The sequence below is a fragment of the Streptomyces sp. NPDC048270 genome (assembly GCF_040652335.1).
Taxonomy (GTDB): Bacteria; Actinomycetota; Actinomycetes; order Streptomycetales; family Streptomycetaceae; genus Streptomyces.
The window spans coordinates 47,380-72,969 of the sequence record NZ_JBEZLV010000013.1 but is presented as its reverse complement, the minus strand read 5'-3'; the positions used below and the strand labels follow the sequence as shown (position 1 = coordinate 72,969).

The 25,590-nt window shown below is 73.7% G+C and carries 21 protein-coding genes; 2 read left to right on the top strand and 19 right to left on the bottom strand.

Going from position 1 to position 25,590, the window contains the following annotated elements:
- Nucleotides 1-9: 9 nt before the first annotated feature.
- The 12 genes from hypF to AB0D66_RS14305 all read right to left on the bottom strand — a co-directional run bounded on the left by hypF (nt 10) and on the right by AB0D66_RS14305 (nt 13,584).
- Entirely contained in the window at nt 10-2,358 is a 2,349-nt protein-coding gene (hypF, locus tag AB0D66_RS14360; protein ID WP_362301778.1) for a carbamoyltransferase HypF, read from the bottom strand.
- On the bottom strand, nt 2,358-3,221 hold the full coding sequence (gene hypB / locus AB0D66_RS14355; RefSeq protein WP_362301775.1) for a hydrogenase nickel incorporation protein HypB: 864 nt from the start codon (nt 3,219-3,221) through the stop codon (nt 2,358-2,360). The genes hypF and hypB overlap by 1 nt, the downstream gene beginning before the upstream one ends.
- Nucleotides 3,222-3,224: 3 nt before the next feature.
- The gene (locus AB0D66_RS14350) at nt 3,225-3,626 is read right to left on the bottom strand and encodes a hydrogenase maturation nickel metallochaperone HypA (protein ID WP_362301772.1); all 402 of its coding nucleotides are present in this window, start codon (nt 3,624-3,626) and stop codon (nt 3,225-3,227) included.
- A gap of 263 nt (nt 3,627-3,889) precedes the next feature.
- On the bottom strand, nt 3,890-4,405 hold the full coding sequence (locus AB0D66_RS14345) for a hydrogenase maturation protease (protein ID WP_362301769.1): 516 nt from the start codon (nt 4,403-4,405) through the stop codon (nt 3,890-3,892).
- The gene (locus AB0D66_RS14340; protein WP_362301766.1) at nt 4,402-5,832 is read right to left on the bottom strand and encodes a hypothetical protein; all 1,431 of its coding nucleotides are present in this window, start codon (nt 5,830-5,832) and stop codon (nt 4,402-4,404) included. The genes AB0D66_RS14345 and AB0D66_RS14340 overlap by 4 nt, the downstream gene beginning before the upstream one ends.
- On the bottom strand, nt 5,829-6,527 hold the full coding sequence (locus tag AB0D66_RS14335; RefSeq protein ID WP_362301763.1) for a DUF6084 family protein: 699 nt from the start codon (nt 6,525-6,527) through the stop codon (nt 5,829-5,831). Before AB0D66_RS14335 ends, AB0D66_RS14340 begins: the two co-directional genes overlap by 4 nt.
- A complete protein-coding gene (locus tag AB0D66_RS14330; RefSeq protein ID WP_362301760.1) occupies nt 6,524-7,183 on the bottom strand; it encodes a DUF5947 family protein in 660 nt (219 codons plus the stop codon). Before AB0D66_RS14330 ends, AB0D66_RS14335 begins: the two co-directional genes overlap by 4 nt.
- The gene (locus AB0D66_RS14325; RefSeq protein WP_362301757.1) at nt 7,180-7,695 is read right to left on the bottom strand and encodes a hypothetical protein; all 516 of its coding nucleotides are present in this window, start codon (nt 7,693-7,695) and stop codon (nt 7,180-7,182) included. The genes AB0D66_RS14330 and AB0D66_RS14325 overlap by 4 nt, the downstream gene beginning before the upstream one ends.
- A complete protein-coding gene (locus tag AB0D66_RS14320; protein ID WP_362301754.1) occupies nt 7,692-9,476 on the bottom strand; it encodes a nickel-dependent hydrogenase large subunit in 1,785 nt (594 codons plus the stop codon). The genes AB0D66_RS14325 and AB0D66_RS14320 overlap by 4 nt, the downstream gene beginning before the upstream one ends.
- Before the next feature lie 70 nt (nt 9,477-9,546).
- Nucleotides 9,547-10,602 (bottom strand): hydrogenase expression protein HypE, encoded by a 1,056-nt coding sequence (locus tag AB0D66_RS14315; protein ID WP_362301751.1) that lies wholly within the window; start codon nt 10,600-10,602, stop codon nt 9,547-9,549.
- 72 nt (nt 10,603-10,674) lie between these two features.
- Entirely contained in the window at nt 10,675-12,444 is a 1,770-nt protein-coding gene (locus AB0D66_RS14310) for a hydrogenase maturation protein (RefSeq protein WP_362301748.1), read from the bottom strand.
- A gap of 234 nt (nt 12,445-12,678) precedes the next feature.
- Complete coding sequence (locus AB0D66_RS14305) at nt 12,679-13,584, bottom strand: LysR family transcriptional regulator (RefSeq protein ID WP_362301745.1); 906 nt, start codon at nt 13,582-13,584, stop codon at nt 12,679-12,681.
- Between the two features lie 317 nt (nt 13,585-13,901).
- Between AB0D66_RS14305 and AB0D66_RS14300 the strand changes: the two genes are divergently transcribed.
- Nucleotides 13,902-14,432 (top strand): DUF6817 domain-containing protein, encoded by a 531-nt coding sequence (locus AB0D66_RS14300; protein ID WP_362301742.1) that lies wholly within the window; start codon nt 13,902-13,904, stop codon nt 14,430-14,432.
- Nucleotides 14,433-14,441: 9 nt separating this feature from the next.
- Here the strand turns inward: AB0D66_RS14300 and AB0D66_RS14295 are convergent, their stop codons facing one another.
- The 5 genes from AB0D66_RS14295 to AB0D66_RS14275 form a co-directional block, all read right to left on the bottom strand.
- Entirely contained in the window at nt 14,442-17,768 is a 3,327-nt protein-coding gene (locus AB0D66_RS14295; RefSeq protein WP_362301739.1) for a TIM-barrel domain-containing protein, read from the bottom strand.
- Nucleotides 17,769-17,974: 206 nt separating this feature from the next.
- Complete coding sequence (locus AB0D66_RS14290; protein WP_362301736.1) at nt 17,975-18,181, bottom strand: hypothetical protein; 207 nt, start codon at nt 18,179-18,181, stop codon at nt 17,975-17,977.
- A 275-nt stretch (nt 18,182-18,456) separates the two neighbouring features.
- Entirely contained in the window at nt 18,457-20,250 is a 1,794-nt protein-coding gene (locus AB0D66_RS14285; RefSeq protein ID WP_362301733.1) for an ABC transporter permease/substrate binding protein, read from the bottom strand.
- Nucleotides 20,250-21,302: a glycine betaine/L-proline ABC transporter ATP-binding protein gene (locus tag AB0D66_RS14280; RefSeq protein WP_362302002.1), complete on the bottom strand. Its 1,053-nt coding sequence runs from the start codon at nt 21,300-21,302 to the stop codon at nt 20,250-20,252. The genes AB0D66_RS14285 and AB0D66_RS14280 overlap by 1 nt, the downstream gene beginning before the upstream one ends.
- 175 nt (nt 21,303-21,477) lie before the next feature.
- The gene (locus tag AB0D66_RS14275) at nt 21,478-22,470 is read right to left on the bottom strand and encodes a SigB/SigF/SigG family RNA polymerase sigma factor (RefSeq protein ID WP_362301730.1); all 993 of its coding nucleotides are present in this window, start codon (nt 22,468-22,470) and stop codon (nt 21,478-21,480) included.
- Nucleotides 22,471-22,615: 145 nt separating this feature from the next.
- Here AB0D66_RS14275 and AB0D66_RS14270 point away from each other — a divergent pair, with 145 nt between their 5' ends.
- Nucleotides 22,616-23,029 (top strand): helix-turn-helix domain-containing protein, encoded by a 414-nt coding sequence (locus tag AB0D66_RS14270; RefSeq protein ID WP_362301727.1) that lies wholly within the window; start codon nt 22,616-22,618, stop codon nt 23,027-23,029.
- On the opposite strand, the gene AB0D66_RS14265 is transcribed toward AB0D66_RS14270, so the two are convergent.
- Together AB0D66_RS14265 and AB0D66_RS14260 are read right to left on the bottom strand one after the other, a co-directional pair.
- Nucleotides 23,007-23,819: a GntR family transcriptional regulator gene (locus AB0D66_RS14265; protein WP_362301724.1), complete on the bottom strand. Its 813-nt coding sequence runs from the start codon at nt 23,817-23,819 to the stop codon at nt 23,007-23,009. The genes AB0D66_RS14270 and AB0D66_RS14265 overlap by 23 nt on opposite strands.
- Before the next feature lie 114 nt (nt 23,820-23,933).
- Nucleotides 23,934-25,487, bottom strand: a complete 1,554-nt coding sequence (locus AB0D66_RS14260; protein ID WP_362301721.1) for an IucA/IucC family protein — start codon at nt 25,485-25,487, stop codon at nt 23,934-23,936.
- Nucleotides 25,488-25,590: the final 103 nt, after the last annotated feature.

Genomic DNA, 25,590 nt, shown 5'->3' with positions numbered 1-25,590 from the left:
TCTCCTTAGCTAGGAATGGTGATCCGTGGCGTGGACCGCTGCCGCCACCATGAGCTGGCCCAGCGACAGGCCGCCGTCGTTCGGCGGGATCCGGACGTGGCGCAGGACGGTGAAGTCCCGCTCGCGCAGGATGCGGGCACAGGCCGAGGAGAGCAGGGTGTTGGCGAAGACCCCGCCGGTCAGCGCGACGGTGTCCAGGCCGTGGCGCTCGCGGGCCAGGCCGCACAGCGCGCCGACGAGTTCGGCCACCGCGGTGTGGAAGCGGGCGGCGATCCACGCCGGCCGGGTGCCGGCGCGCAGGTCGGCCACCACGGCGGCCAGCACGGGCGCCGGATCGGCGGCCACCGGCCCCTCGGCGCCGTCCGGCGGCAGGCGCAGCGCGAAGGCGTACCCGGGCACGGGTCCGGAAGCGGTGAGGTCGGTGAGCGCGGCGGACTCGAGCTCGATCGCGGCCTGCGCCTCGTAGCCGGAGTGGTGGCAGACCCCCGCCAGCGAGGACACCGCGTCGAAGAGGCGGCCCATGCTGGAGGTGGGGGCGCAGTTCAGGTTCCGCTCCAGCTGCCCGGCCAGCACCCGCAGTTCGTCGGGCGGGCAGGCCGCGACGCAGGGCAGGTCCGGGGTCCACGCGATGCCCGCGGCCCGCAGCTGGGACAGGGCCATGCGGTACGGGCGGTGCACGGCCGCGTCGCCGCCCGGCAGCGGGACGTAGGCGAGGTGGGCGAAGCGCGTGTAGCCGGCGTAGTCGGCCAGGAGGAACTCGCCGCCCCACACCGCGCCGTCGTCCCCGTAGCCCGTGCCGTCGAAGGCGACGCCGATCACCGGCCGGCCGCCGTCCAGACCGTGTTCGGCCATCGCCGAGGCGATGTGGGCGTGGTGGTGCTGTACGCGGACCAGCGGCCGGCCGGCGGCGTCGCGCCGGGCGCGCTGCCCGGAGCGGTAGCCGGGGTGGAGGTCGGCCGCGAGCACGGCCGGGGTGACGCCGGTGACCGACTCCAGCTGGCGCTCGGCGCGTTCGCGGGCGTACTGGGTGGCGAGGTCGTCCATGTCGCCGATGTGCGCGGACAGCCAGGCCCGGCGTCCTTCGCCGAGGCAGAAGGTGTTCTTCAGGTCTCCCCCGGCGGCGAGGACCGCGGGCACCGGCAGCGGGAGCGCTACGGGCAGCGGGGCGTATCCGCGGGACCGCCGCAGGATCAGCGGCTCGCCGTCGCAGACGCGCACCACCGAGTCGTCGCAGGGCACGTGGATCGGGCGGTCGTGGGTGAGCCAGGCGTCGGCGAGCGGAGCGAGCCGGTCCAGGGCCTCGTCGTCCTCGGTGACGATGGGCTCCCCGGAGAGGTTCCCGCTGGTCATGACGAGCAGCCGGGGACCGGGCGGGTCGCCGGGCAGTCCCAGCAGCAGGTGGTGCACGGGGGTGTACGGGAGCATCACGCCGAGGTCGGGACAGCGCGGCGCAACCTCGTCGGCCACCTCCCCGGCGGGCGCGTCGGCGCGGCGGCGCAGCAGCACGATCGGGCGGGCCGCCCCGGTCAGCAGGGCGCGCTCCTCGGGCCCGGTGTGGACGAGGTGTTCGAGGCCGGCGAGGTCTCGGGCCATGAGGGCGAAGGGCTTGTCCCCGCGCGCCTTGCGGCGGCGCAGTTCGGCCACCGCTCCGGGGCGGGAGGCGTCGCAGGCGAGGTGGTAGCCGCCGATCCCCTTGACGGCGAGGATCGCTCCGGCGGCCAGCAGCCGCCGGGCTTCGGCGACCGGGTCGGCGCCGGTCACCTCGTGCGGCGGGTGCCCGTCGAGCAGCCGCAGCCGGGGCCCGCAGGCGGGGCAGGCGACGGGCTGCGCGTGGAAGCGGCGGTCGGCGGGATCGGCGTACTCGCGGGCGCAGTCGGGGCACATCGGGAACGCGGCCATCGTGGTGTGGGCCCGGTCGTAGGGCAGTCCGGTGACGATGGTGAAGCGCGGTCCGCAGTGCGTGCAGGTGATGAAGGGGTGGCGGTGGCGGCGGTCCGCCGGATCCGCCAGCTCGGCCAGGCAGTCCGCGCAGGTGGCCACGTCCGGGGGGACCAGCGTGCGGGCGGGGCCGCCGGCCCGGGAGGCGACGATGGTGAATCCGGTGCCGCCCGCGACGGGCACGCGGCGGTGGTCGACCGCGTCCACCACCGCCAGCGGGGGCGCGTCGGCCGCGAGCCGGTCGCAGAACGCGGTGACGGCGTCCGGTGCGCCCTCGACCTCCGCGACGACCCCCTCGGGGGTGTTGGTGACGTGCCCGGCGAGGCCGAGGCCCGTGGCGCGGGTGTACACGTACGGCCGGAAGCCGACGCCCTGCACCACGCCCCGGACGGTGATCCGGCGCCGCTCGACGGTCTCCATCAGCGCGTCGGCACCACGGTGTGCGAGGTTCCGTGGGTGTGGCCGTGGTCCCCGTGGTCGTGGTCGTGGTCGCCGTGGTCGTGGTCGCCGTGCTCGTGGTCGCCGTGCTCGTGGTCGCCGTGCTCGTGGTCGCCGTGCTCGTGCCGGTGGCCGTGGTCGGGCCCGTGCGTGTGGGGCCGGCGCGCCATGACCGGCGCGTGCGCCGCGGCGCCCGCGCCCACTGCCAGCGCCCGGTCCAGCAGCAGGCCCGTGCCCTCCCCGGCGCGGGCGGACGTCAGCGCCACCTCCACACCGGGGTTGACCCGCTGGACGTTGGCACGGAAGGCGGCCTCGTCGAAGGCGACGGCCTGCGCGATGTCCGTCTTGGTCACCACCACCAGCTGCGCCAGCCCGAAGGCGGTCGGGTACTTCAGCGGCTTGTCCTCGCCCTCGGTGACCGAGGCGAGCACCACGCGCAGGGACTCCCCGAGGTCGTAGGAGGCGGGGCAGACCAGGTTGCCCACGTTCTCCACGAACAGGATCCGGGTGTCCTCGGGCAGCCAGCCGTCCAGGTGCCGGCCCAGCATCCCGGCCTCCAGGTGGCAGAGCCCGTCGGTGAGCACCTGCTTGACCGGTACTCCGGAGCGGGCCAGCCGGCGGGCGTCGTTCTCGGTCGCGAGGTCGGCGGTCAGCGCGGCCACCGGCACCCCCCGCTCCCGGGCCAGGAGCAGTTCGCGTTCCAGCAGTTCCGTCTTCCCGCTGCCCGGGCTGGAGAGCAGGTTGACGACCACGGTTCCGCGTGCGGTGAGTCCGGCGCGCAGGGTGTGCGCCGCCTCGTCGTTCTTGGCGAGTACCGCCTGCCGTAGATCGACCACTCGGCACATGGTTCAGCCCTCCTCGGAGATCGGTTCGCTGGTACGGGCGGCGCGGGGGGCGGGACCGTCCTCCCAGTCCACGGTGCGGATCCGCAGCTCGCGGCCCGCGACCAGCTCGACGTCGGTGGCCCGCGCGCAGCCGGGGCAGCACAGCTCGGGGGGCATGCCGGTCGGCCACACGTGCCCGCAGGAGCCGCACCGGGCGCGGGCCGCCACCGTCTCGGTGACGAGGCGGGCGCCTTCCAGTACGGTTCCGGCGCAGGCCAGTTCGAAACAGAAGGCCAGGGCGTCGGGGACGACCCCCGCCAGCTCACCGACCTCGAGCCGGACGGCTGTCACCGCGCTCGCGCCGCCGGCCCCGGCCGCTTCCTCCACCTGGCCGACGACGGCCATGGCGATCGACATCTCGTGCATCGGACTCCGTCCTGCCGGGGCTCATTACACCGGCAGGACGGAGGCGGGGCGGGCGGGCACGCCGAGGCGCGGCACGCCCCGTACGCCGTTCGGGCGCACGCCCCGCGTGCGCCGGGGGGGCACCGGGCGGGCACCGACGCGGGCTCCCGGGCGGGCGGCGGCTCACATCCTGGTCAGCCGCAGGTAGCGCCTGAGGTCGGGAAGGACTTCCTTCAGTACGAGGAGGAGCGCGGCGGTGGCGGCCCCGCAGATCACGGCCTTCTTCATGTGGTTCTCCTCAGTGCGGCGCGGGAGGGCGTCGCGGTCTCGTCGCGGAGCAGGTCCAGCACCATCCGGGCGGCCAGCGGTACGGCCGCGGCCACGGGCGGGCTCAGGCCGATGCCCTCCTCGACCGAGGCCGGTTCGCAGCCGACGACGAACGTCCGGCGGGGCGGGACGGTTCCGGTGCCGGCGCACAGGGTGTCCAGCAGCGCGAGGACCGCGTCGGGGGACATGTGGTGGCCGTCGAGGACGGCGCCGGCGGGCCCCGCGCTCCCGTCGGCCTCGATGAGGTAGAGCGTGCCGGGCTCGCCGCCGCGTGCGGTGGCGTCGACCATCACGAGCGTGTCGTAGCCGTCGAGGAGCTGGTAGGCGAGGTGGACCCCGCGGACACCGAAGTCCACCACCTCCACTCCGTCGGGCAGCCGGTGCGCGGACAGGGCCCGCACGGTCTCGACGCCGAAACCGTCGTCGCCCAGGAAGACGTTGCCGATGCCGGCGACCAGCGTCCCGCCGCTCACGCGTCCTCCAGGGGGGTGACCTCGTCGGGCTGGAAGTAGAGGAAGCGGCCCTGCTCGCGCCGGATGTCCGCGCCCGGGTCGCCCTCGACGGTCACGGCGAGGTGGACTCCCCCGTCGACGTCGTGCAGGACCGCCTCGACCCGGGCTGCCATGCCCTGGAGGAACAGGTCCTGGGCGTCGGTGCGGCGCAGGCCCGGGCGCAGCAGCACGCGGCTGCCCACGCCCACCGGGGTGCCGTCGACGAGGATCCGGTCGCGCGCCGGATCGGCGGTGTCGTCCTTGGCCGGGTCCCACCAGGGTGTGTCGGGGCGGAACACCGCCTCCTCGTCCGGGAGTGCGGTGAAGGCCTCGGGGAGGTCCGGCCGGCCTCCGCCCGGGCCCGTGATCTCGCGCAGGGCGCGCACCGCCCCGTGCAGCCGCTCCAGGACCTCGGGCGGCATGGTGTCGGCGAGGTCGATCACGGCGGCGGCGCGGGCGTCCGTGCCGCGCGCCTCGCGCTTCTCGCGGTCGGTGAGGGCCGCCGTGCGCAGGGCGAGGATCTCGTCGATCTCGGTGGCGTCGTACATCGCGCCGAGGCTCTCCGGGGCGATGGCGGGGTGGTCCTCCAGGATGATCGGGGAGGACAGGACCACGTCGGCGCGGCCGGGTTCGCCGGCCAGTACGGGCCAGGTGTGGCGGTTGGCGCAGGAGGCGACGGCCGCCTTGGCCCACTCCGGGGGGTCGGTCATGGACAGGAAGGAGCCGGCGTCGAGCCCCAGCAGGAGGTGGGCCGCGACCAGCGACCGGGGCAGGGCCGCGTCACGGTCGGCCGCCCCGTCCGGCGGCGTCCAGGGGCTGGTGTTCTCCACGACCGCCGTGAGCTTGAACACCCGGTAGGCGCCTTCGAGTTCGGTGGCGCGCAGGCGGACGACGCCCTCGATCTCCTCGGTGCGCCGCACCAGGCGGCCGATGGTGCGGCCGTCGGGGCCGAGCACGGGCTCGGTGCTCTCGCGGGCGGGCCTGCGGAAGGGCAGGGTGAACCCCTCCCCCGCCAGTTCGGCGACGCCGACGGACAGCTCGACCCGCTCCTCGGTCCCCTCGTCCCACGGGACGAGGACCCGGTCCGCCAGGTGCAGTTCGGCCACGTCCGTGAAGGTGCCGTCGGGCAGCGCCTCCTGGACCGTGCGGCGCTGCGCGTGCAGGAAGCGCAGCTCGACGGCGAGGCGCGCGTCGCCCTTCGGCTCCATCAGGACCTCGGTCCGCTGGTGCGCGTGCTCCTCGTGCGCCGGGCCCCAGGCGGGCGGAACCAGGACGCCGAACTGCCAGCGCAGCCGGTTCTTGGCCGCCGAGGCCCGGTAGGGGTAGAGCACGTAGCCCTCGAAGAGGACGGCGTCCGCCACCTGCCGGGCGGTGGCGAAGCGGGAGTCCGCCGCGGCCGTCGTGGTCATGGCGCCGTCCTCTCGGTGGCACGGGGCCGTACGGAGCCGAACCGGACAGGCGGGCGCGGCGGGTCCGCCGCGGCGGACCCGTCGAGGAGGGTGCGCACGGTGGCCTCCCAGGAGGCGAGCGAGTTCCGTGAGCGGAAGGCGAGCAGCTCCGCCATCATCTCGCGGGGCAGCCGCAGCCAGCCGCAGCCCGGGAAGTGCTGCTCGATCATCTCCCGCCACACGGGTACGGGCAGCCGGTACGAGGCTTCGCGGTCCCAGGGGACGGGCTCGACCCGGAAGCCGCCCGCGCCGGTGAAGGCGGTGCCGGAGAACAGCATCAGCAGGGGCGCCTCGCCCTCCTCGAGGGCGTGGAAGTAGCGGGTCGCCGCGATGTCCATGTCGTAGGTGCAGGGGACGGCCAGGTCGATCTCGGTCTCCCCGGTGAATCCCGGCACCATGAGCGGGACCTGGGCGAACTGCACGGGCTGGAGGGTGGCCCCCCAGCGGCTGCGCTCGCCGAACAGGTCGGCCAGGCCGTCGGCCTCGGCGGGGCCGTAGCCGCGTCGGGCCGGTTCGATGCGGATCTGGCAGCGCAGGGCGAGGGCGTGCACCCGGGCGTTGCCGGCGGCGGTGATCCGCAGCCGGAAGACGAGGGTCGGGCCGGCGGCGTAGCCGTCGGCGCGCACCCCGGTGCAGGTGAAGCCGAGTTCGGTCATCGCGGCCGCGCCCCGGCGGTGTCGGCGGGCACCTTGGCCCGGCGTTCCACCTGCTCGAAGAAGGCGTCGAGGGCTGCGCGGGCCTCGGCGCCGCCGTCGAAGCCCTGCCACAGCAGCCTCATGCGGCCCACCAGTTCGTAGCAGATGTCGATGGGCACGAGGTAGCAGGCGGTGCGGCCCTCCGAGCGGCGCAGCAGGAGGGCCTCCACGTCGGGTTCGAGCAGGGCGGCCAGCCGGCCGCCGCCGAGCACGGTCTGCCAGGTCTGCGGGTCGAGTTCGCTCTCCGTGGCCCCGGCCGGGCTCGGGTAGAGCGCGACCAGGCGGTCGAGGGCGGCGTTGCGGAAGAAGAAGGCGACGCCGACCGGGATCTGGAGCAGTTCCCAGGCCCCCTCGTCGAGCGGGTGGCCGGGATCGGCGAGGTAGCGGTCGGGGACCGCGCGGTACCGGCCGGTGGCGGTGCCCGGCCGGTCGAACCGCAGGGCGCAGGCGGTGCAGGCGCACACCAGGGCCCGCTGCTCGGTCTCCACGAGGTGGCGGTGGCCGTCCTCGGGCACCACCACCCCGCACAGTTCACAGGTTTCGGGGCGCGGCGGACGCGGGCCCGCGAACCGCCGCAGTCCGCGCGGTGCGCCCGTACGGGCCGCCTGGCGGTTCACGGCACCCGCGCCGGGGAGTGCGGACGGGCGGAGATCTGCAGCAGGGCGGGCTGCGGGGCGGCCTGCTCCGTCTCGACCCGGGTGACCTCGGGCGCGAAGGAGGCCAGGGTGTCCTCCAGCGACTGCTGCCCGCCGGCGCTGCCGCAGCCGCAGCCGGACCCTCCGGACTCGGTGCGCAGGCGCAGCACCCCGGTGCCCTCGTCGAAGCCGAGCACCTGGGCGGTCTCCCCGGCGGCGGCCAGGGCGCGGCCGATGCGGGTGTGCACGTCCTCGGGGTGGAGGTCGTGCAGGGCCAGCAGACTGGCGACGAGCTCGTCGTCGAGCAGCGGGCGCAGCGGCTCCGCGCCGAGCTGCCCGACGATCCGGGCGAGGCCCGCCCCGTAGAAGTCCATGAGGACGCGCACCAGTTCCTCGGCGGCCGCGCACGCCTCGCGGTCGCCGGTGGCGGCGAGCCGGTCGAGCACCTCCTCGACGCGGCGGCCCGCCTGCCGGGCGTCGGCGGCCGGGCTCATCCGCCCAGTCCGCTCAGGCCGGTGGGCACGTGCATGGTCTTCACGGTCTTGCCGCCGCCCACGTACATGTGGACACCGCACGGCAGACAGGGGTCGAAGCTGCGCACCGCCCGCATGATGTCGATCCCCTTGAAGTTCTCGGGGGTGTTCTCCTCGAAGATCGGGGTGTTCTGGACGGCGTCCTCGTACGGTCCCGGGGTGCCGAAGGTGTCGCGGGTGCTGGCGTTCCAGGGGGTGGGCGGGTACGGGTGGTAGTTGGCGATCTTGCCGTCGCGGATCACCATGTGGTGCGAGAGGACGCCCCGTACGGCCTCGGTGAAGCCGACGCCCAGGCCCTCGTCGGGAACCTCGAACTTCTCCCAGGTCTGGGTGCGCCCGGCGCGGACCTCGGCCAGCCCCTTCTCGGCGCAGTGCAGGGCGATGGCCGCCGCGTACGCCTGGAAGTAGGTGCGGGCGCGGTTGCGCTCCAGCGCGTTGCTCCACTTCGGGATCTTCCACTCGAAGCGGGTCTCGGGCTTGGTCATCGTGCGCGGCAGGGTGATGACGACGCTGTGCCCGGTGGCCTGCACGTAGTCGGTGTGGACGAGCCCGGACAGGGCGGTGGACCACAGGCGGGCGATGGGGCCGCCGCCGGTGTCGAGCGCGAGGTGGTCCTTGCCGTCGAACCAGCGGGGCGACATCACCCAGCTGTACTTGTCGTCGAAGTTCCGTTTCTGCGGGGCGGGGATGGTGTGCTGGTTCCACGGGTGGCGCGGGTCGACCGGGTTGCCGAGCGGGTCGTGGGTGACGAACTGCTCCTGGCCCTGCCAGTCGTCGTAGTACGAGCTGCCGAGCAGGATGCGGATGCCGAGGTTGATCTCGGTGAGGTCGTTGGTGACCAGTTTGCCGTCGACGACCACGCCCGGGGTGACGAACATCTTCCGTCCCCAGTCGGTCATGTTGGCGTAGGTGAAGTCGCAGTACTCGGGGTCGTTGAGCGCGCCCCAGCAGCCGAGCAGCACACGCCGGCGGCCGACCTCCTCGTATCCGGGCAGGGCCTCGTAGAAGAAGTCGAACAGGTCGTCGTGGAGCGGGACGACGCGCTTCATGAACTCGCAGTACCGCATGAGGCGGCTCATGTAGTCGGTGAAGAGCTGCACGGAGGCGATGGTGCCGACGCCGCCCGGGTAGAGGGTGGAGGGGTGCACGTGGCGGCCCTCCATCAGGCAGAACATCTCGCGCGTGTAGCGGCTGACCTGGAGGGCCTCGCGGTAGAACTCGCCCTCGATGGGGTTGAGGGAGCGCATGATGTCGGCGATGGTCTTGAAACCGTGCTCGCCGGCGTGCGGGGCGGGGGTGCGCTCGGCCAGTTCCAGCACGCCGGGATTGGTCTCGCGGACCATCTTCTCGCAGTAGTCGACCCCTACCAGGTTCTCCTGGAAGATGTTGTGGTCGAACATGTACTCCGCCGACTCGCCGAGGTTGATGATCCACTCGGCGAGGTGGGGCGGCTTCACCCCGTAGGCCATGTTCTGGGCGTACACGGAGCAGGTGGCGTGGTTGTCGCCGCAGATCCCGCAGATGCGGCTGGTGATGAAGTGCGCGTCGCGGGGGTCCTTGCCGCGCATGAAGACGCTGTATCCGCGGAAGACCGACGAGGTGCTGTAGCACTCCGCGACCCGCTTCTGCTTGAAGTCGATCTTCGTGTGGATGCCGAGGCTGCCGACGATCCGGGTGATCGGATCCCAGGCCATCTCCACCAGGCCGCTGCCGTCGCCGGCCGCCTTCGTCTTCGGTGTCATCGTGTCTGCCGTGACCCTTCCTGCTGCTGTGCTGCGCGAGTTCGTGATCGGACGGGGAGGTGCGGGGCGCTCACCAGGGCGGGCGGTAGCCCGTGGTCAGCTTCTGGCCGGTGCGGCGCCACTTGGGCTCCTGGTCCACGGTGTGCGCCGTGATCGACCGGAGCTTGCGGACCACCGCCCCGTACGCGCCGCTGGCCTTGCTGGACACCTTGGCGCCGGGGGGTTCGTCCATGAACGGCATGAACTTGTCGGGGAAGCCGGGCATCGTGCAGGCGATGCAGATGCCGCCGACGTTGGGGCAGCCGCCGATGCCGTTCATCCAGCCGCGCTTGGGGACGTTGCATTTGACGACGGGGCCCCAGCAGCCGAGTTTGACCAGGCACTTGGGCGAGTCGTAGGTGTGGGCGAACTGGCCCTGCTCGTAGTAGCCGGCCCGGTCGCAGCCCTCGTGGACGGTGGCGCCGAACAGCCAGGTCGGGCGCAGCTTGTCGTCGAGGGGGATCATCGGGGCCGATCCGGCCGCCTGGTAGAGCAGGTAGGTCAGGGTCTCCGAGAAGTTGTCCGGCTGGATCGGGCAGCCCGGCACGCACACGATCGGGATGCCGGCCTTCGAGGTCCAGTCCCAGCCCAGGTAGTCGGGCACGCCCATGGCGCCGGTCGGGTTGCCCTCCATGGCGTGGATGCCGCCGTACGTGGCGCAGGTGCCGATGGCGACGACGGCGAGGGCCTTGGGGGCCAGCCGGTCGATCCACTCGCTGGTGGTGATGGGCTGGCCGGTCTCGGGGTCGTCGCCGAAGCCGCACCAGTAGCCCTCGGGCTTGATCTTCTCGTTCGGGATGGAGCCCTCGACGACGAGGACGAACGGGTCGATCTCCCCCCGCTCGCCCTTGAAGAACCACTCGATGAACGTGTCCGCGCCCCCGACGGGCCCGCATTCGAAGTCGATCAGCGGCCAGTGCACCGCGATCTTGGGCAGCCCCGGCAGGACGCCCATCACGATCTCCTCGATGCTGGGCTGCATGGCGGCGGTCAGCGATACGGAGTCGCCGTCGCAGCTCAGCCCCGCGTTGATCCAGAGGATGTGGATCGGGGGGTCTTCGACCGGGGCCGACGTCGCTGGATCCATGGGGATGCCTCCTCGGGGAGGTGCTCGGGACGGAGTGCGGGGCGAGGCGGCGTTGAGGCCTCGCCTTTCTTGCTAACAGCCGGACGCCCTGCGTGCCGCGTCTTGTGCGGCCAGTCCAGTGACCGGGCGCTGCCGGGACGGCAGCGGCTCGGTGTGCCGGCCGGCCACGGCGCGTGCCAGGTGGGGCGGGGTGGCCGTCGCGGGCTCCTTGCGTACGAAGGCACGCCGCAGGGCGTGGTAGGGGGCGTCGGGGTCGAAGAAGGTCTGCCGCATCAAAGCCAGTTCGGCCTCCCGGTAGGCGGCCAGGGGCTTCTCCGCCTCGTCGCGGTCGCGCCGCGCCTTCTTGGCGGCGATCCGGGAGGCGGTGGAGGGCAGTCCGGCCAGCCGCGTGGCGAGCCGCGCCGTCTCGTCGGCGAAGGCCTGGGGGGCGCAGGGCACCGTGCGGTCGGCGAGCCCCAGCCGGTGCGCGGCCTCCGCGCTCAGCGGCAGGGCCTCGGTGGTGAGGCGCTCGGCGACGCCGGTGCCCACGCGGCGGGGCAGGGTGTACGTCCAGTACTCGGAGCCGTGCAGTCCCATGAGGCGGTAGTGCGGGTTGAGGACCGCTCCGGAGCGGCACCAGACCTCGTCGGCGGCGAGGGCGAGCATGGCTCCGCCGGCGGCGGCGTTTCCGCCGAGGGCGGCGACGACGAGGCGGTCGGTGGTCGTGAGCACCGCTTCGACCAGGTCGTCCATGGCGTTGATGTTGGCCCAGGACTCCTCGGCCGGGTCGGCGGCCGCCTCGATGACGCCCAGGTGGATGCCGTTGGAGAAGAAGTCGCGGCCGCCGCCGAGGACCAGCACGGCGGTGGGGCGGGAGCAGGCGCTCCGGTAGGCGTCGAGGAGGCGCCGGCAGTGGGCGGTGCTCATCGCGCCGCCGGGGAAGGCGAAGGACAGGAAACCGGTCTGCCCCTCCTCCCGGTAGCCGATGTCGGACCAGGTCCGCCGGCCCGTGCCGGTGAGCGGCGGGGCGGGGTGTTCGGGCAGCGCGGGCAGCCGGCCGGCGAGGGCCGTGGCCGCGGGCAGCTTCGGGGCGGCGGGCCCGCCGGGGGTGCGCGCGGCGCGGAGTTCGGGGATCCAGACGGCGCCGTCGGCGGTGGCCCGGCAGAGGGCGCCCGCCCGGGTGGCCAGCAGCTCCCCGGGGCGGCCGCGCAGCGCGTCCTCGGCGTGGCCTCCGTGCAGGAACCACTCGGCGCCGAGCAGTTCGTCCCGTACGCCGGGCTGCGAGTCGGCCGCGCGCAGGGCGCCCAGGACGCGTGCGGTGGAGTCCGTCCGCCAGTCGATCCGCCGGTGTTCCTGGCGCATCGCGGGGCGCGCCCGTCCGGCGGTCTGCGGCTGCGGGGTGTACGTGCCCGAGGCGAACCGCCCGACGGCGAGGAGTACGGCTTCCAGGGCGGCGTCGGCGATCTCGCCGCGGTAGAGGTCGCTCTTGCCCACGGGCGGTACGGGGCACGCCACTTCGGCCCAGACGGCTCCGGCGTCCATCTCGGCCTCGGCCTGCAGGACCGTGACCCCCCACCGGGCGGCCTGCTCGTGCAGGGCCCAGTCGAGCGAGGAGGGGCCCCGGTCGCCGACCGGTCCGGGGTGGACGATCAGGCAGGTGTACGCGGCCCAGACCTCCTCGGGGATGGCGGTGCGCAGCATCGGGGCGATGACGAGGTCGGGCCGGTGCCGGTGGACGGCGGCGGCCAGGGGCGCGTGGGGCAGCGCGAGTTCGACCGCCACGCTGTGGCCGTGGTCGCGCAGTTCGGCGTGGACCCGTTGGGTGAGGCTGTTGAACGCGCTCGCGACGAGCAGGACGTGCACGTGGTCTCCCCGCGGCGGCCCGGATCCGCGGCGCCGGCGCGCCTCGGCTGGTCATGGCCGGACGCCGACGCGAACGTCATGACCGGCCGCCTGAGATGCTCGGGCACCGCGGCGGCGGGGAGCCGGGCGCCGAGCGGTGGTGTCACCCGAAAGCGCGGCCCGCGGGGGCCACTCGGCCCTGGGGGCGTCGTGGCCACCGGGCCGGGCTCGCGAGGGCGGGGCCGCCGCCCGGGGTCAGCGGGCGGCGGCGCGGGCCGTGCAGCTGCGGGCCACCTCCGCGGCGAAGGCCCGGGCCGGCGGGGCGAGGGCGGTCCAGCGGCGGACCGCCCAGCCGACGGCGAGGGGCGGCAGGCCGGGGATCGGGACCAGGCGCAGCGGGCCGTCGGTGCCGGGGACCCGCCAGCCGGGCAGCGCCGGTACGACGGCGTGGCCCAGGCCCAGTTCGGCGAGGAGCAGGGCGGTGTCCCAGTCGGCCACGCTGGTGTCGGAGCGGACCCGGATCCCGGCTTCGGCGAAGGCGGCGTCGAGGCGGGCGCGGGAGGCGGAGTTCTCCGGGAGCCGGACGTGGCGGATTGCGGAGAGGTCGGCGAGCTCGATGGCCGGGCGGGCGGCGAGGGGGTCGTCGGCGCCCACCGCGAGCACCCAGGGGAGTTCCATCACGGGCCGCTGTTCGATGCCGCGGACCGGCGCGCCGATGGTGATCCAGGCCAGGTCGAGGTCGTCGGCGGCGAGCGCGTCGAAGCAGCCGCGGCTGGAGTTCTCGGTCTGGAACTCCAGGCTCACCCCGGGGTGCCGGCGGCGGAAGGTGACGACGGCCTCGGACATGAAGTGCCGCACGGTGGTCGCGCCGGTGGTGACGCGTACCGAGCCGCCGCCTCCGTGGACGAGGTCGTCCAGGCGGCGCAGGGCGCCGTCGAGGCCGGCGATGCCGTCGGCGGCGGCCGCCTGCAGGATGCGGCCGGCCTCGGTGGGCACCACCCCGCGGGCATGGCGCTCCAGCAGGCTCGCGCCGGTCTGCTTCTCCAGGCGGCGCACGTGCTGGCTCACGGCGGACTGGGTGCGGCCGAGGTCGCGGGCCACGGCGCTGAGGCTGCCGGCGCGGCAGACCGCCACGAACACACGGAGGTCGTCGAGGGTCATGAGCCCCAAGCTATCGCTTGGGTTCGGAGAGCGAATCAGAGGATTGACTTGGGTGTCGGGCAGGACCACGATCGGTGCAGGGCCCGGGCGGCAACCCGTCCCGCGTCTTCGCCACGGGGTCCGGACCCCCGGCGCGGACGGAAGACGGGTGCCGACCCACCGCCTTCCCCTCTTCCCGACTGCCCGACTGCCGACTGCCCGACTCGTGGCGCCGGCCGCCCGCGTCCCGGGGTTTCCTAGTCCCCGGGGTTCCCGGGTTCCCGGGTTCCCGGGTTCCCGGGTTCCCGCGTTCCCGCGTTCCCGAAAGGACGTGCCCCGTGCCGGACCATGTCGTCGCATGGCTGCGGGAGCTCGGCGCCGACCGCGTCCCGCATCCCGGCGGAACCCTGCTCGTCCACCTGGTGCGGGTGCGGCAGCTGCTCGCCTCCTGGGGAGCACGGCCCGAGCTCCGGCAGGCGGGGCTGTGCCACGCGTTCTACGGGACGGACGGGTTCGCGACCGCCCTGCTGCCGCTCGCGCGGCGGCCCGAGCTGGCCGCGGTGATCGGCGCCGAGGCCGAGGAGATCGTCTACCTGTACGCCTCCTGCGACCGGGCGGCGTCCTATCCGGGGCTCGGCGACGGGACGGCGTCCTTCCGGGACCGGTTCACCGGCCGTGTCCACTCCCCCGCCCCTCAACTGCGCCGCGACTTCGCCGAGCTGTCCGCGGCCAACGAGCTCGACCTCGCGCGGACCGATCCCGCCTTCCGGGCGCGGTGGGGCGCTGGACTCCTCTCGCTCTTCGGCGGGTTCCGGGAGCTGTTGAGCGAGCCGGCCTGGCGGGAGTGCCAGGCCGTGCTCGGCGGTTGACGGGCGGGGTCAGGGGGTGAAGGTCCAGCGTTGGGCGGGGCTGTCGGTGCAGGCGGCGCGGGTGAGGCGGGTGCCGTTGGCGGTGCCGGATCCGGCCGGGGCGAGGCACTGGCCCGAGGTGCGCAGGGTGCTCTGGGGGCCCGCCTGCCAGGTCTGGCCGGCGCTTCCGTCGCAGGTCCGGATCGTCACCCGGGCGGCGTCCGAGCCGTCCAGGCAGACGCCGGCGAGACCGGTGAGGCGGCCGTCGCCCTGGAGGGTCCAGCGCTGGTTCGGGCCTCCGTGGCAGCTGTAGAGGGTGGGCTCGGTGCCGGGGGTGGTGGAGCTGTGCGGCAGGTCCAGACAGCTCGCCGAGGCCGCGTTGACGAGGGTCCCGGCCGAGGGCAGTGGGGACGGGCGTCCGGTGAGGGTGATCTCGGCGGCGCTGGTCCACGGGCCGCGTCCGCCGGCCTCGGTGAGGGCTCTCAGCTTCAGGTAGCGGCCGCTCTTCACCGACAGGGCGGCGCTCTTGGCGGCCGCGGTGTCGGCGAAGGTGCCGCTCGCCACCGGTGAGCCCCAGTCGGCGGTGGTGTCGGAGACGTAGACCTCGTAGTCGCCGATGCGGCCGTTGACCCCGCCGTCCTGCCGGGGCAGGTAGCCGAGGCCGTCCACCGCGTAGCGGGCGCCGAGGTCGAGCTGGATCTCGTGCGGGAGTGCGGCCGGCTTCCCGGAGGACCAGGCGGTGTGCCACAGCGTGGCCGGATTGCCGTCGAAGGCGCCCGCGGCCGCGCCGTTCTCGGCGGCGGTCTCCTGGCTGTCGGCGGAGACCAGGGACCAGCCCGACTGCGCGATGGGGGTGGCGGAGGGCAGGGCTCCGGCCGTCGGGACGGTGGTGCCCGCGGCCGAGACGCTGAACGCGCCCGACTTCGTACCCGTTTTGATCCACAGGACTCCGGAGCGGTCCGCCGGGTCGAAGAACCAGCCCGAGGCGGCCGTGTCGTAGGCGGCCTTGGAGGTCAGGCGGGGCAGGGCGGCGCCGTCCGCGGTGAGGGCGGTGGGGGCGGAGGCCACGTGGAGGGTGAACTCGTACCCCCGGGAGGCGGGTTTGCCGGTGTAGCTGCCGGTGGGGGCCCCGACGGAGACGGTGACCGTGCCGGAGCCGGAGGCGGGGGCGGTGACGTCGACCTGCTGGCGGGCGTAGGCGCCGGACTGGTAGGCGCGGGTGAGGCCGTCGTCCTCGTAGAGGCTGAAGGAGGAGTTGCCGCGCGGGTGGATGTCGTAGGTGAGGGTGGAGACGGGCTTCTCGCCGGTGTGGTTCATCTGCGGCCACATCGGCACGATGGCGCCGCCCTTGACGAAGAGCGGAAGGGTGTCGAGCGGGGCCTGGTAGCCGCTCAGCCAGCCCGGGCCCGCGTAGGTGCGCCCCGTCCAGTAGTCGGTCCAGGTGCCGGCGGGCAGGTAGATCCCGTCGCGGACGGAGGTGTCGGAGACGACGGGCGCGACGAGGAAGGAGTCGCCTGCCATGAACTGGCCGCTGGTGAGGTTCCCGCGGGCCACCGGGTCGTCGGGGTGTTCGAGGACCATCGCGCGGGTGCTGGGCACTCCGGTCTCGTGCGCGGTCCTGCTCATGGTGTAGAGGTACGGCATCAGCCGCATCTTGAGCTGGAGGTACTTGCGGTTGATGGAGAGGTAGGGCTCCGCGAAGCGCCAGGGCTGCTTGTCCTGGTAGCCCGCCGAGGGTCCGGTCGCGCCCCAGCCGGACATGGTCATGAAGGCGGGGGTGAAGGCCTTCCACTGCAGGTCGCGGGTGTACGTCTGGGGGCTGCCGCCGAAGATGCCGTCGATGTCGCCGGCGGCGTAGTTCAGGGCGGACAGGCCCGCGCCGGTGATGGCGGGAACGTGCCAGCGCATGTCGTCCCAGGTGCCGTGGGTGTCGCCGGTCCAGACGACGGCGTTGCGCTGGGTGCCGGCCCAGCCGTCGACGGTCCAGACGTAGCGCCGGGCGTCGGAGTTCTTCTCGATCCCCTCGACGGCCTGCCGCACCCCGTCGAAGGCGTACTTGTAGCCGCTGCCGATCCAGGCCACGTCCGTCTTCACCCCGCGGGAGCCGGCCTTGCCGACCTCGTCGGCGATGGAGCCGAGCCCGGTGGAGGTCCACAGTCCGGTCTGGAAGCCCTTGGCCCGCAGCGCGTCCACGGTGGACCCCAGCGGCGCGGTGTAGCCGCAGCCGTAGCCGTCGTTCGGCAGGAACCAGCCCGAGGGCATGTCGGCGGCGCGGGCGTCGGCCGCGTACCCGACGACGTCCGGGGTCGTCTGGTGGCGCAGGCGGTCATGGTCGCCCTGGTAGTCGGGATTGGAGGCGTTGAAGCAGTCCGCGTTGCCCAGTTCGAAGCCCCACATCGGCGCCATGAACGGTTTGCCGCTGACGTCGGTGTACGCGTCGAGCACGGACTTGAGGGAGGTGCCGGTGAAGTACCAGGCGTCGAAGCGGCTCTCGTGGTGGGTGAGGGCGCTCGGCGCGTTGAAGGCGTAGGAGCCCGGCGCCCAGGTGTTGCGCATGACGCCGTAGCCGTTGGTCGACATGTAGAAGGGGGCGGGGCTGGCGTTGTCGTTCTCGCGCCACTTGTTGTCGACCGCCACGGGGACGGTCTTGCCCCGCAGCGCCCATTCGCCCAGGCGCAGGCCGGTGCCGTAGAACTGCTCGTCCGCGCCCCGGGCCAGGTACTGGGTGGTCTGGCTGCCGGTCCAGCTGGTGGGCTGGGTCTCCTGCCAGACGAGGGTGCTGTTGTCGGCCCGGTAGACCGAGAACCGCAGGGGGGCCTTGTTGACCCGGATCGACAGGGCCCCGGTGGTGATCCGGTAGTAGGCGCCCGCGTCGGTCCAGCTCGTCGTGACGGGGCCGAAGTCGGTGGTGGGCGCGAGGTCGGCGCCGGCCGGGTCGTCGGTGAAGGCCCCGTCGGGTGACAGCCAGAGCCGGAAGATGTCGGCCCGGGCGACGACCACGCGGGCCTTGGCGCCGCTGGAGGCCGTCACGGTGAAGGTGTTGCCGGTCTGGCCGAAGCCGGTGACGTTGCCGGCCGTGGCCGTGGCCCCGGCGGGGGACGCGGCGGCGGACGGCGCCCCCGGTCCGGCGGCGGCCAGGCCCGCGACGGCGAGCAGGCCCGCGAACAGGGCCGCCCGGGTGCGCCGCAGCCGGGCTCGGGGCCCGGGTCGGGTGGTGTGCGCGGCCCCGAGCCTGGGGCTTGCCTCGGTCCCGGCCCGGGTCCCGGCCCGGGTCCCGGCCCGGGTCCTGCTACCGGCGCTGGTACCGGCCCTCGTCCTGGTCCTCGTCCTGGTCCTTCGGATGCCTGGCAGTCTCATGGGGCAGCTCCTCGTGCGGTCCGGATCGCGGACACACCTCTTTGGCATGCACCTGGCAAGATAGCGCTCGGCGGGGCCTCACTGAAGGATGATGCTCGAAATCTCCACCTACCACGCATCTTTGAGCATGGATCCGGCGGGTCGAAGGGCGCGCGGGCAGGCTGGACGGAGGCGGGGCGGCCCGGCCGCCCTCCGCGCCCCTCGGCTCAGAGGGTGACCGCCAGCACCGGCGGGGCCGGCGAGGTCCACTGGTGGCCGCAGGGGTCGAAGACCAGCACCACCGGACGGCCCGGCCGCTGCCGCCAGGAGATGCGTTCCGGAGCGCCCTCGCAGACCGGGCAGCAGGGCAGCGGACCGGGCTCCGGAGGGCACGCGGGTGCGGCCGCGAGCGGCGTGGCGTGCGGATCGCGCATGGAGGCTCCCTGGTCGTGCGGTTGGACTGATCGCACTGTGCCATGGGCAGGCCCTGGTCCGCACGGGCGAATCGTCCAGTGTTTTGGCTGGTCAGAGGTGTGGTCACCAGGAGGATTCCGGTCCTCTTGGGGGCACTTGGTGACCAACCGCACGCGCCGCCGGCCGCTGCCGCCGCCCTGTCCGCCCGCTCGGCCCGTCACGGGCCGGCAACGACACCGCGCCCCGGGGTCCACAGCGGTGTGGTCCCCGGGGCGCGGGTGGTCGGACCGGCCCGTCAGGCCAGCCGGTCGACCTCGGGGTTCTCGGCCAGCCAGGCGCGGACCGCCTGCTGCTCCTTGCCCTTGCCGGTGTCCTGGATCTTCGCCTCCAGGCTGGTCAGCTGCTGCTCGGTGAGCTTGAAGGAGCTCAGCCAGCGCGCCACCTCGGGCTCGTCGGCGGCGAACCCCTTGCGGGCCAGGGTGTGGATGCCGTCGCCCTTGCCCCAGACGCCCCTCGGGTCCTCCAGCTTGGTCAGCTCGTACGAGGAGTACGCCCAGTGCGGGGACCAGAGCACGGTGACGACGGGCTCCTTCTTGTCGTAGGCCCGCTTGAGCTCGGCGAGCATGCCGGGCGTGGAGCCGTCGACGACCTGGTACTCGCCTTCGAGGCCGTACTCCTTGAGGACCTTGTCCTTCAGGATCGACATGACGCCCGCACTCGGCTCGATGCCGATGATGCGGCCCTTGAACTGGGCGGACTTGCCCTTCAGGTCGGCGAGCGAGCGCACGTCCTTCACGTACGAGGGCACGGACAGCTCCAGCGAAGTGGGGCCGTACCAGGAGCCGAGGTCCTCCAGCTTGTTCCCGTACTTCTCCCAGTACTGGGCGTGGGTGACGGGCAGCCAGGAGTCGGTTTGGAAGTCCAGCTGGCCGCCGGCCAGGCCGGTGTAGAGCGCGCCGGCCTCGAGCTGGCGGGCGTCGACCTTGAAGCCGCGCCGCTCCAGGAGCTCCTTCCACAGGAAGGTGGAGGCGATGCCCTCGTCCCACGGGATGTAGCCCACGGAGAGCGTGCGGCCCTTGCCGATGTCGGCGGCGCCGGCCGGCCCGTCCTTGGCGGCCGAGCCGCCGAAGGTGCCCAGGCCCCCGGCCACGAGGGCGAGCACGACGGCCCCGGCGATGGCGTAGGCGGGCTGGGGGCGGTGGCTCCACACCTTGGCCGCGCCGGTGGCGGCGGACCGCGCCTTGGCGAGGGCGCGACGGCCGAGCGGGGAGACCTGGCGGCCGAGCGCCCCGGTCATCCGGTCGAGGTACATGGCGAGGATGACGATCGAGATGCCCGCCTCGAAGCCGAGGCCGATGTCGACGTTGCCGATGGCCCGGTAGACGGCGCCGCCGAGGCCGCCGCCGCCGACCATGCCCGCGATGACGACCATGGACAGGCCCAGCATGATGACCTGGTTGACCCCGGCCATGATGCTCGGCAGGGCGAGCGGCAGCTGGACGCGGACCAGGGTGTCGCGCGGCGCGGTGCCGAAGGCGTCGGCCGCCTCGACCAGTTCCGGCTCCACCTGGCGGATGCCGAGCTCGGTCATCCGTACGCCCGGCGGCAGCGAGAAGATGATGGTCGCGATGATGCCGGGGACCACGCCGACCCCGAAGAAGATGATGCCGGGGATCAGGTAGACCATGGCCGGCATGGTCTGCATGAAGTCCAGGACGGGCCGCAGGACGGCGCTGACCCGGTCCGAGCGCGAGGCCCAGATGCCGAGCGGGACGGCGAAGAGCAGCGTGACGAGGGTGGCGACGAGGACCAGGGACAGCGTGGACATGGCCTCGGACCACAGGCCGACGGAGTCGACGAGTGCGAAGCCCGCGAAGGCCAGCAGGCCCGCGAGGAGTCCGCGCAGCCACCAGGCTCCGACGGCGAGGATGCCCGCGAACAGCAGGGGGGCGGGGGCGGACAGGACGGCGTCGATGCCGTCGTAGAGGCCGGTGACGACCGTGCTGATGGCGTCGAACAGCCAGGACAGATGGCTCTGCAGGTAGTCGACACCGCTGTCGACCCAGGCGCCGAGGTGCAGGCGGGGCATCAGGCGGCCACCTCCACGCAGGCCATCGGGGGCCGCGGTTCGTCGCCGATGAAGGCGATGAGGCGGTCCTGCGGGACCGAGCCGATGACCGCGCCGTCCGCGTCGGTCACGGCGACCGGGTGCGGGACGCGGGCGCTGACGGCGCACAGGTCGGCGAGGGGGGTGTCGCCGGGGACGGTGGGGCAGGCGCAGGCGTCCGCGCCGGCGGGGGGCTCGTCCATGACGGCGTCGGCGGTGAGGACGCGCGAGCGGTCGACGTCCTGGATGAAGGAGGCGACGTAGTCGTCGGCGGGGCGGATGAGGATGTCCTCGGCGGTGCCCTGCTGGACGATGCGCCCGTCGCGCATGACGGCGATGCGGTCGCCCAGGCGCATGGCCTCGTTGAGGTCGTGGGTGATGAAGACGATGGTCTTCTTCAGCCGCCGCTGCAGTTCGAGGAGCTGGTCCTGCATGTCGCGGCGGATCAGCGGGTCGAGCGCGCTGAAGGACTCGTCCATCAGCAGCAGGTCGGCGTCGGTGGCCAGGGCGCGGGCCAGGCCCACGCGCTGCTGCATGCCTCCGGAGAGCTCGTCGGGCCAGGACCTCTCCCAGCCGCCGAGCCCGCACAGCTCCAGGGCCTCGCCGGCCCGGCGTTCACGCTCGGCCCGGGGGACGCCCTGGACCTCCAGTCCGTACGCGGCGTTCTCGAGGACATCGCGGTGCGGGAACAGCGCGAAGTGCTGGAAGACCATGCTGATCTTGGTGGAGCGCACCCGGCGCATCTCGCGCGCGCCCAGCGCGGTGAGGTCCTCGCCGTCGAAGAGGATGCGTCCCGCCGTGGGCTCCAGCAGTCCGTTGAGCATGCGCAGCAGCGTGGACTTGCCGGATCCCGAGAGACCCATGACGACGAAGATCTGGCCGGGCTCGACGCTGAAGGAGGCGTCGATGACCGCGGCCGTCGTGCCGTCGGCGCGCAGCTCCTCGCGGTCGGTGCCGTCGCGGAGCGCACGGACCCCTTCGTCGGCTCGTCTCCCGAACACCTTGTAGACGTGCTCGGCCTGGAGCGTGGACACATACACCTCGCGGGTCGTACCGGGTACGGCGCGCCGGCCTCCCGGCCGGCGGACCGCGGAGCGGGGCGGGATCTGCCCGCGTGCGCCACGCACTCCGGCGGGCTGCGCCGGAGCAGGTGGTTCCACTCCAGCCTCGCTCGTTCCCGGCGTTCACCTGCGCAAACGCAAAGGTGATCTACCTCACGGATGCGGTCCGGGCGGGGGCCTGCGGCCCGTCCTCGAGCATGGAGTCGCGCAGGTGCCCCAGGATCCGGTTCAGCACCCGCGAGACCTGCATCTGCGAGATGCCGAGCGCGGCACCTATCTGCGCCTGGGTCAGCTCCTGCCCGAACCGCATCCGCAGGATCCGGCGCTCGCGCTCGCCGAGCCGTTCCAGCAGCGGCGCCAGGGTCTGGATGTCCTCGACCAGTTCCATGGCCGGCTCGTCCTCGCCGATGACCTCGGCGAGCGTGTGGCCCTCGGTCTGGCCGCCGCCGTACTCGTACGGAGCCGCCTGCGGGGCGTCCAGGGAGCCGCTGGTGTGGGCGTTGGCGGCGAAGAGCCCCTCGATCACCTCTTCCTCGGAGAGGTCGAGGCGGTCGGCGAGGTCCGCGACGGTGGGCGACCGGTCGAGCTCGCTCGTCAGCGACTCCTTCGCCTTCGCGATGTCGATGCGCAGCTCCTGGAGCCGGCGCGGGACGCGGACGGCCCAGGAGGTGTCGCGGAAGTGCCGCTTGATCTCGCCGGTGATGTACGGCATGGCGAGCGTGGAGAACTCGTTCTCGCGGGCCGGGTCGAACCGGTCGATGGCCTTGATCAGGCCGATGGTGCCCACCTGGACGATGTCTTCCATGTCACAGCCCTCGCCGCGGGTGCGGAAGCGGCGCACGGCGTACTGGACGAGTGAGGCGTTCATCTCGATGAGGGTGTTGCGGACGTACTGGTACTCCGCGGTGCCCTCGGTCAGCGAGCGCAGCCGCTGGAAGAAGACCTTCGAGAGCTCCCTCGCGTCCGCGGGGGCCATCTCCCGGGGGTCGTCGATCCGCGGCACCCCGGCGCTGCGGGCGGCCGATTCGGCGCCGCGGCGCGGGCTGGGGACGGCGGCCGAAGCGCGGGTGGCGTGCGCGGCGGGGGCCGAGGCGCCGCCAGAGACGACGCCGGTATGGGAGTACGGGGCAGGGACCGGCATGGGGTTCGCTCCTTGGGCTGGTCGGCTTGCGGCGCGGGACCTTGACTGCCGTAGATGTTGGCCCTCTTCTCGTCTCCCGTCAAGAATTACCGGAAATGCGTTTCACGTCTTGCGTCACGTGAATCACTCGTCGCATCATGACGGCATGGGGAGCATGTCTCAGCGCAATAACTGGACATTCCTGACGAATCACGCCCGCGTTCTGGTGACCATCGCCCGGGACCCGGCCGTGCGGCTCAGGGACGTCGCCGCTGTGTGCGGCCTGACCGAGCGCACCGTTCAGACGATCGTCACCGACCTGGAGACGGACGGCTATCTGCGGCGCGTCCGCGACGGCCGGCGCAACCGGTACGAGATCTCCCCCGGCGCGGTCTTCCGCCACCCGGCCGAGGCGGGCGTGCAGGTCGCCGGCCTGCTCGCCCTGCTGACCGGCGCCGCCGCCGACCGGGGCGCCCCGCCCCCGGCCCCGGAGATGACCGGGCGGGAGGCCCGGGAGGCCACCGAGCTCCTCGGCATCCGCCCGGCCCTCGACCCCTCTACGTCACGCGGAAGCCGGTGACCGGACGGTCGCGGTGATCGCGGTGATCGCGGTGATCGGGCAGGTCACGGTGGAAGATCAGCCGGTCCCAGGTGGGAAACGCCAGGTCCGTGACGGCCAGCAGCCGGCCCGCGGCGTCGTGCAGGGTGCGGCGCACGGTCAGGCCGCAGGCCTGGGCGGCGGCCGGCGGATGGGTGATGCGCGTCATGGTCAGCGTCTCGGCGACCCGGCCGTCCGCCTCCGCCCGGTCGAGCCAGCGGTGCACGGGGGCCAGGTCCCCGTCCCGGACCGCCGCAGGCCGGTCGCGGTAGCGGGCGAGCTCGGGGCTGCCCGCGACGGCGTCCCGGCTGAGGTAGGTGACGGCGTGCCGCAGGGTCTCGCCCGCCGGGCCGCGTTCGCGCCGGTGGTGGACGAGGGTCCGCTCGCCGCCGCTCATCCCGAGCAGCGCGGCGAGCGAGGGCGGCACGGTGACCAGCGTGAGCCAGCTCTGCGCACGGACGGACCCGGGCGGGGGTGCGGACACGGGAGCGGATCCCGCCGCGGGTCCCGGCGCGTGAGGCGCGGCCGCGTCGGCCGCGACGGCGCGCGTGCCGCGGCGGCCGGTGACGACGAGGCCGTCCTCGCGCAGGTGCTGGAGCGCGGCCCGGATGGTCTGCCGGTTCACCTGGTAGCGCGCGGCCAGGCTGCGCTCCGAGGGCAGTCTGCCGCCGGGGGCCTGCGCGGCGCGGTCGAGTTCGTCCCGCAGCGCTGCGGCGATCCGCTGGTACTTGGGCATGGCGGCCGGGCCGCCGCCCCGCGAAGGGGAGGGCATGGCTTCTCCTCTGACGGGTGGTCAAGGACTGCGCGGTCTGCCCGACCAACCTAGCATTGGTCTATACCTTTGAGTGAGAGGAGTTCGCGGACCGGGCACACCTTGGCCGGTTCCCTACCCCCTCAGCGGATTCGGGAGCGGCAGGTAGCGGGCGTCCGCGCCGTCCGCACGGGTCCAGCGCAGCAGCAGGTTGGTCTTGGCCGGCAGGGCGGGGGCGGTGAGCAGTTCCGCGATCTCCGGGAGCCCGCGCTCCGCGTCGTAGCGCAGGAACTCCTCCCGCACGGCCGGCCACACGAGCGCGGAGATGTCCGGATGCCGTTCGCCGAGCGCACCGGCGATCTCCGCCAGGTGGTTGACGACCAGGCAGTAGACCAGCCGCTGCCAGGCCGCCCCGCGCTCGAGGTCGGACAGCAGCTTGACCCCCTCCGCGTCGCGGAAGAGGGCCTGGACCGGCAGGCCCGCCGCGTCCACGGCGATCACGGTGTTCTGGAGGTGCGCCTCCAGGACGACTCCGTGGCGGGCGAACAACTCCAGCACCGGGGGCACGACCTGGCGCAGGTACGCCCGCCACCACGCGGCCGGGTCGGCGGTGCGCTCGAGGGGGCTCCCGGCGAAGCCCTCGGCGAGGGCCGCGGCCAGCAGCGGCGTGGCCCCGGGAGCGGTGTGCGCGGGCCCGCCGCGGGCACCGAAGCCGTCGCGGACGAGGACGGCGAGCTCCTCGAAGGCGAAATCAGCGGTGCGGTAGCCGCGGTCGGCGAGCCAGGCCGCGCCCGCACCCGCCCGGCGCAGCGCGGCGAAGCCCGCCTCGACCGCCGCGTCGGTGCGGCGCAGCTTCAGCAGGTCGTGGCGCCACAGCCGGCGCACGTCGTTGGTGATGCGGACGTCGAGGCTGAACTTCACGAAGAGGTCCGCGGCCCCCGGTACGTACAGGGTCCGGATCGAGGCGGTCGGCCAGGCGGGCAGGCGGCTCTCGCCGAGCCGCAGCAGCCGCCCGTCGGCGAAGGCCTCGCGCACCGCGGGCCGGGAGCCGACCAGGTCCAGCTGCCAGGGGTGGGCGGGCAGCAGCCGGTAGCCGGCGGGCGGGCGCGGTCCGCCGAGGGCGTCGGCGAGGGAGTCGACCGCCGCGGCGGCGGCCGCCCCGCCCTCCTCGGCGGCCTGGTCCTCGCGCAGCCCCAGGAAGGCCAGCGGGAAGCGGGCGTGGGCCTCGGGGGCGTACGGCAGCCAGCTCGCGGCCGGGGCCCCGCCCCTGGCCTTGGGCGCCGGGTGGTGCGGATGGCCCATCAGCAGGGACTGCTCGGAGAGCAGGTACGGGTCGGCCGGCGGCTCGGCGGCGGCGCGGGCGGCCAGCAGCGCGGCGACGGTGTCCCGGCTGTCGTCGATCTCGACCGGCAGCTCGTCGTTCGGGACGCCGGTGTACCGGCCCAGTTCGTCGGAGGTGAGTTTGACCAGTTCGCTGTGGCTGAGCGGATGCCAGCCGTCCGCCGTGCGCAGTTCGGGATGCTCGGGCCGGCGGGCGCCCCGCACCCGGAGCAGCCGGCCGCTGCCGCGGAGCCGGTGGACCCCCGCGCCCTGGTCCGCGGCCGGCTCGGCGGCCTCCCGGAGCAGACAGTTCAGGAGTGGGGTGGCCGCGTAGGCGTCGGCGGCGGCGTTGAAGTCCACTGGTTCCATTCGGTCCTGTCCGGTGCGCCGGGGGGGGCAGCGGAAGCTCCCACCGGCCGTGATCATCAGTATCCGCGATGATGACGTGATCATCCTGAAAAGCGGTATCCCG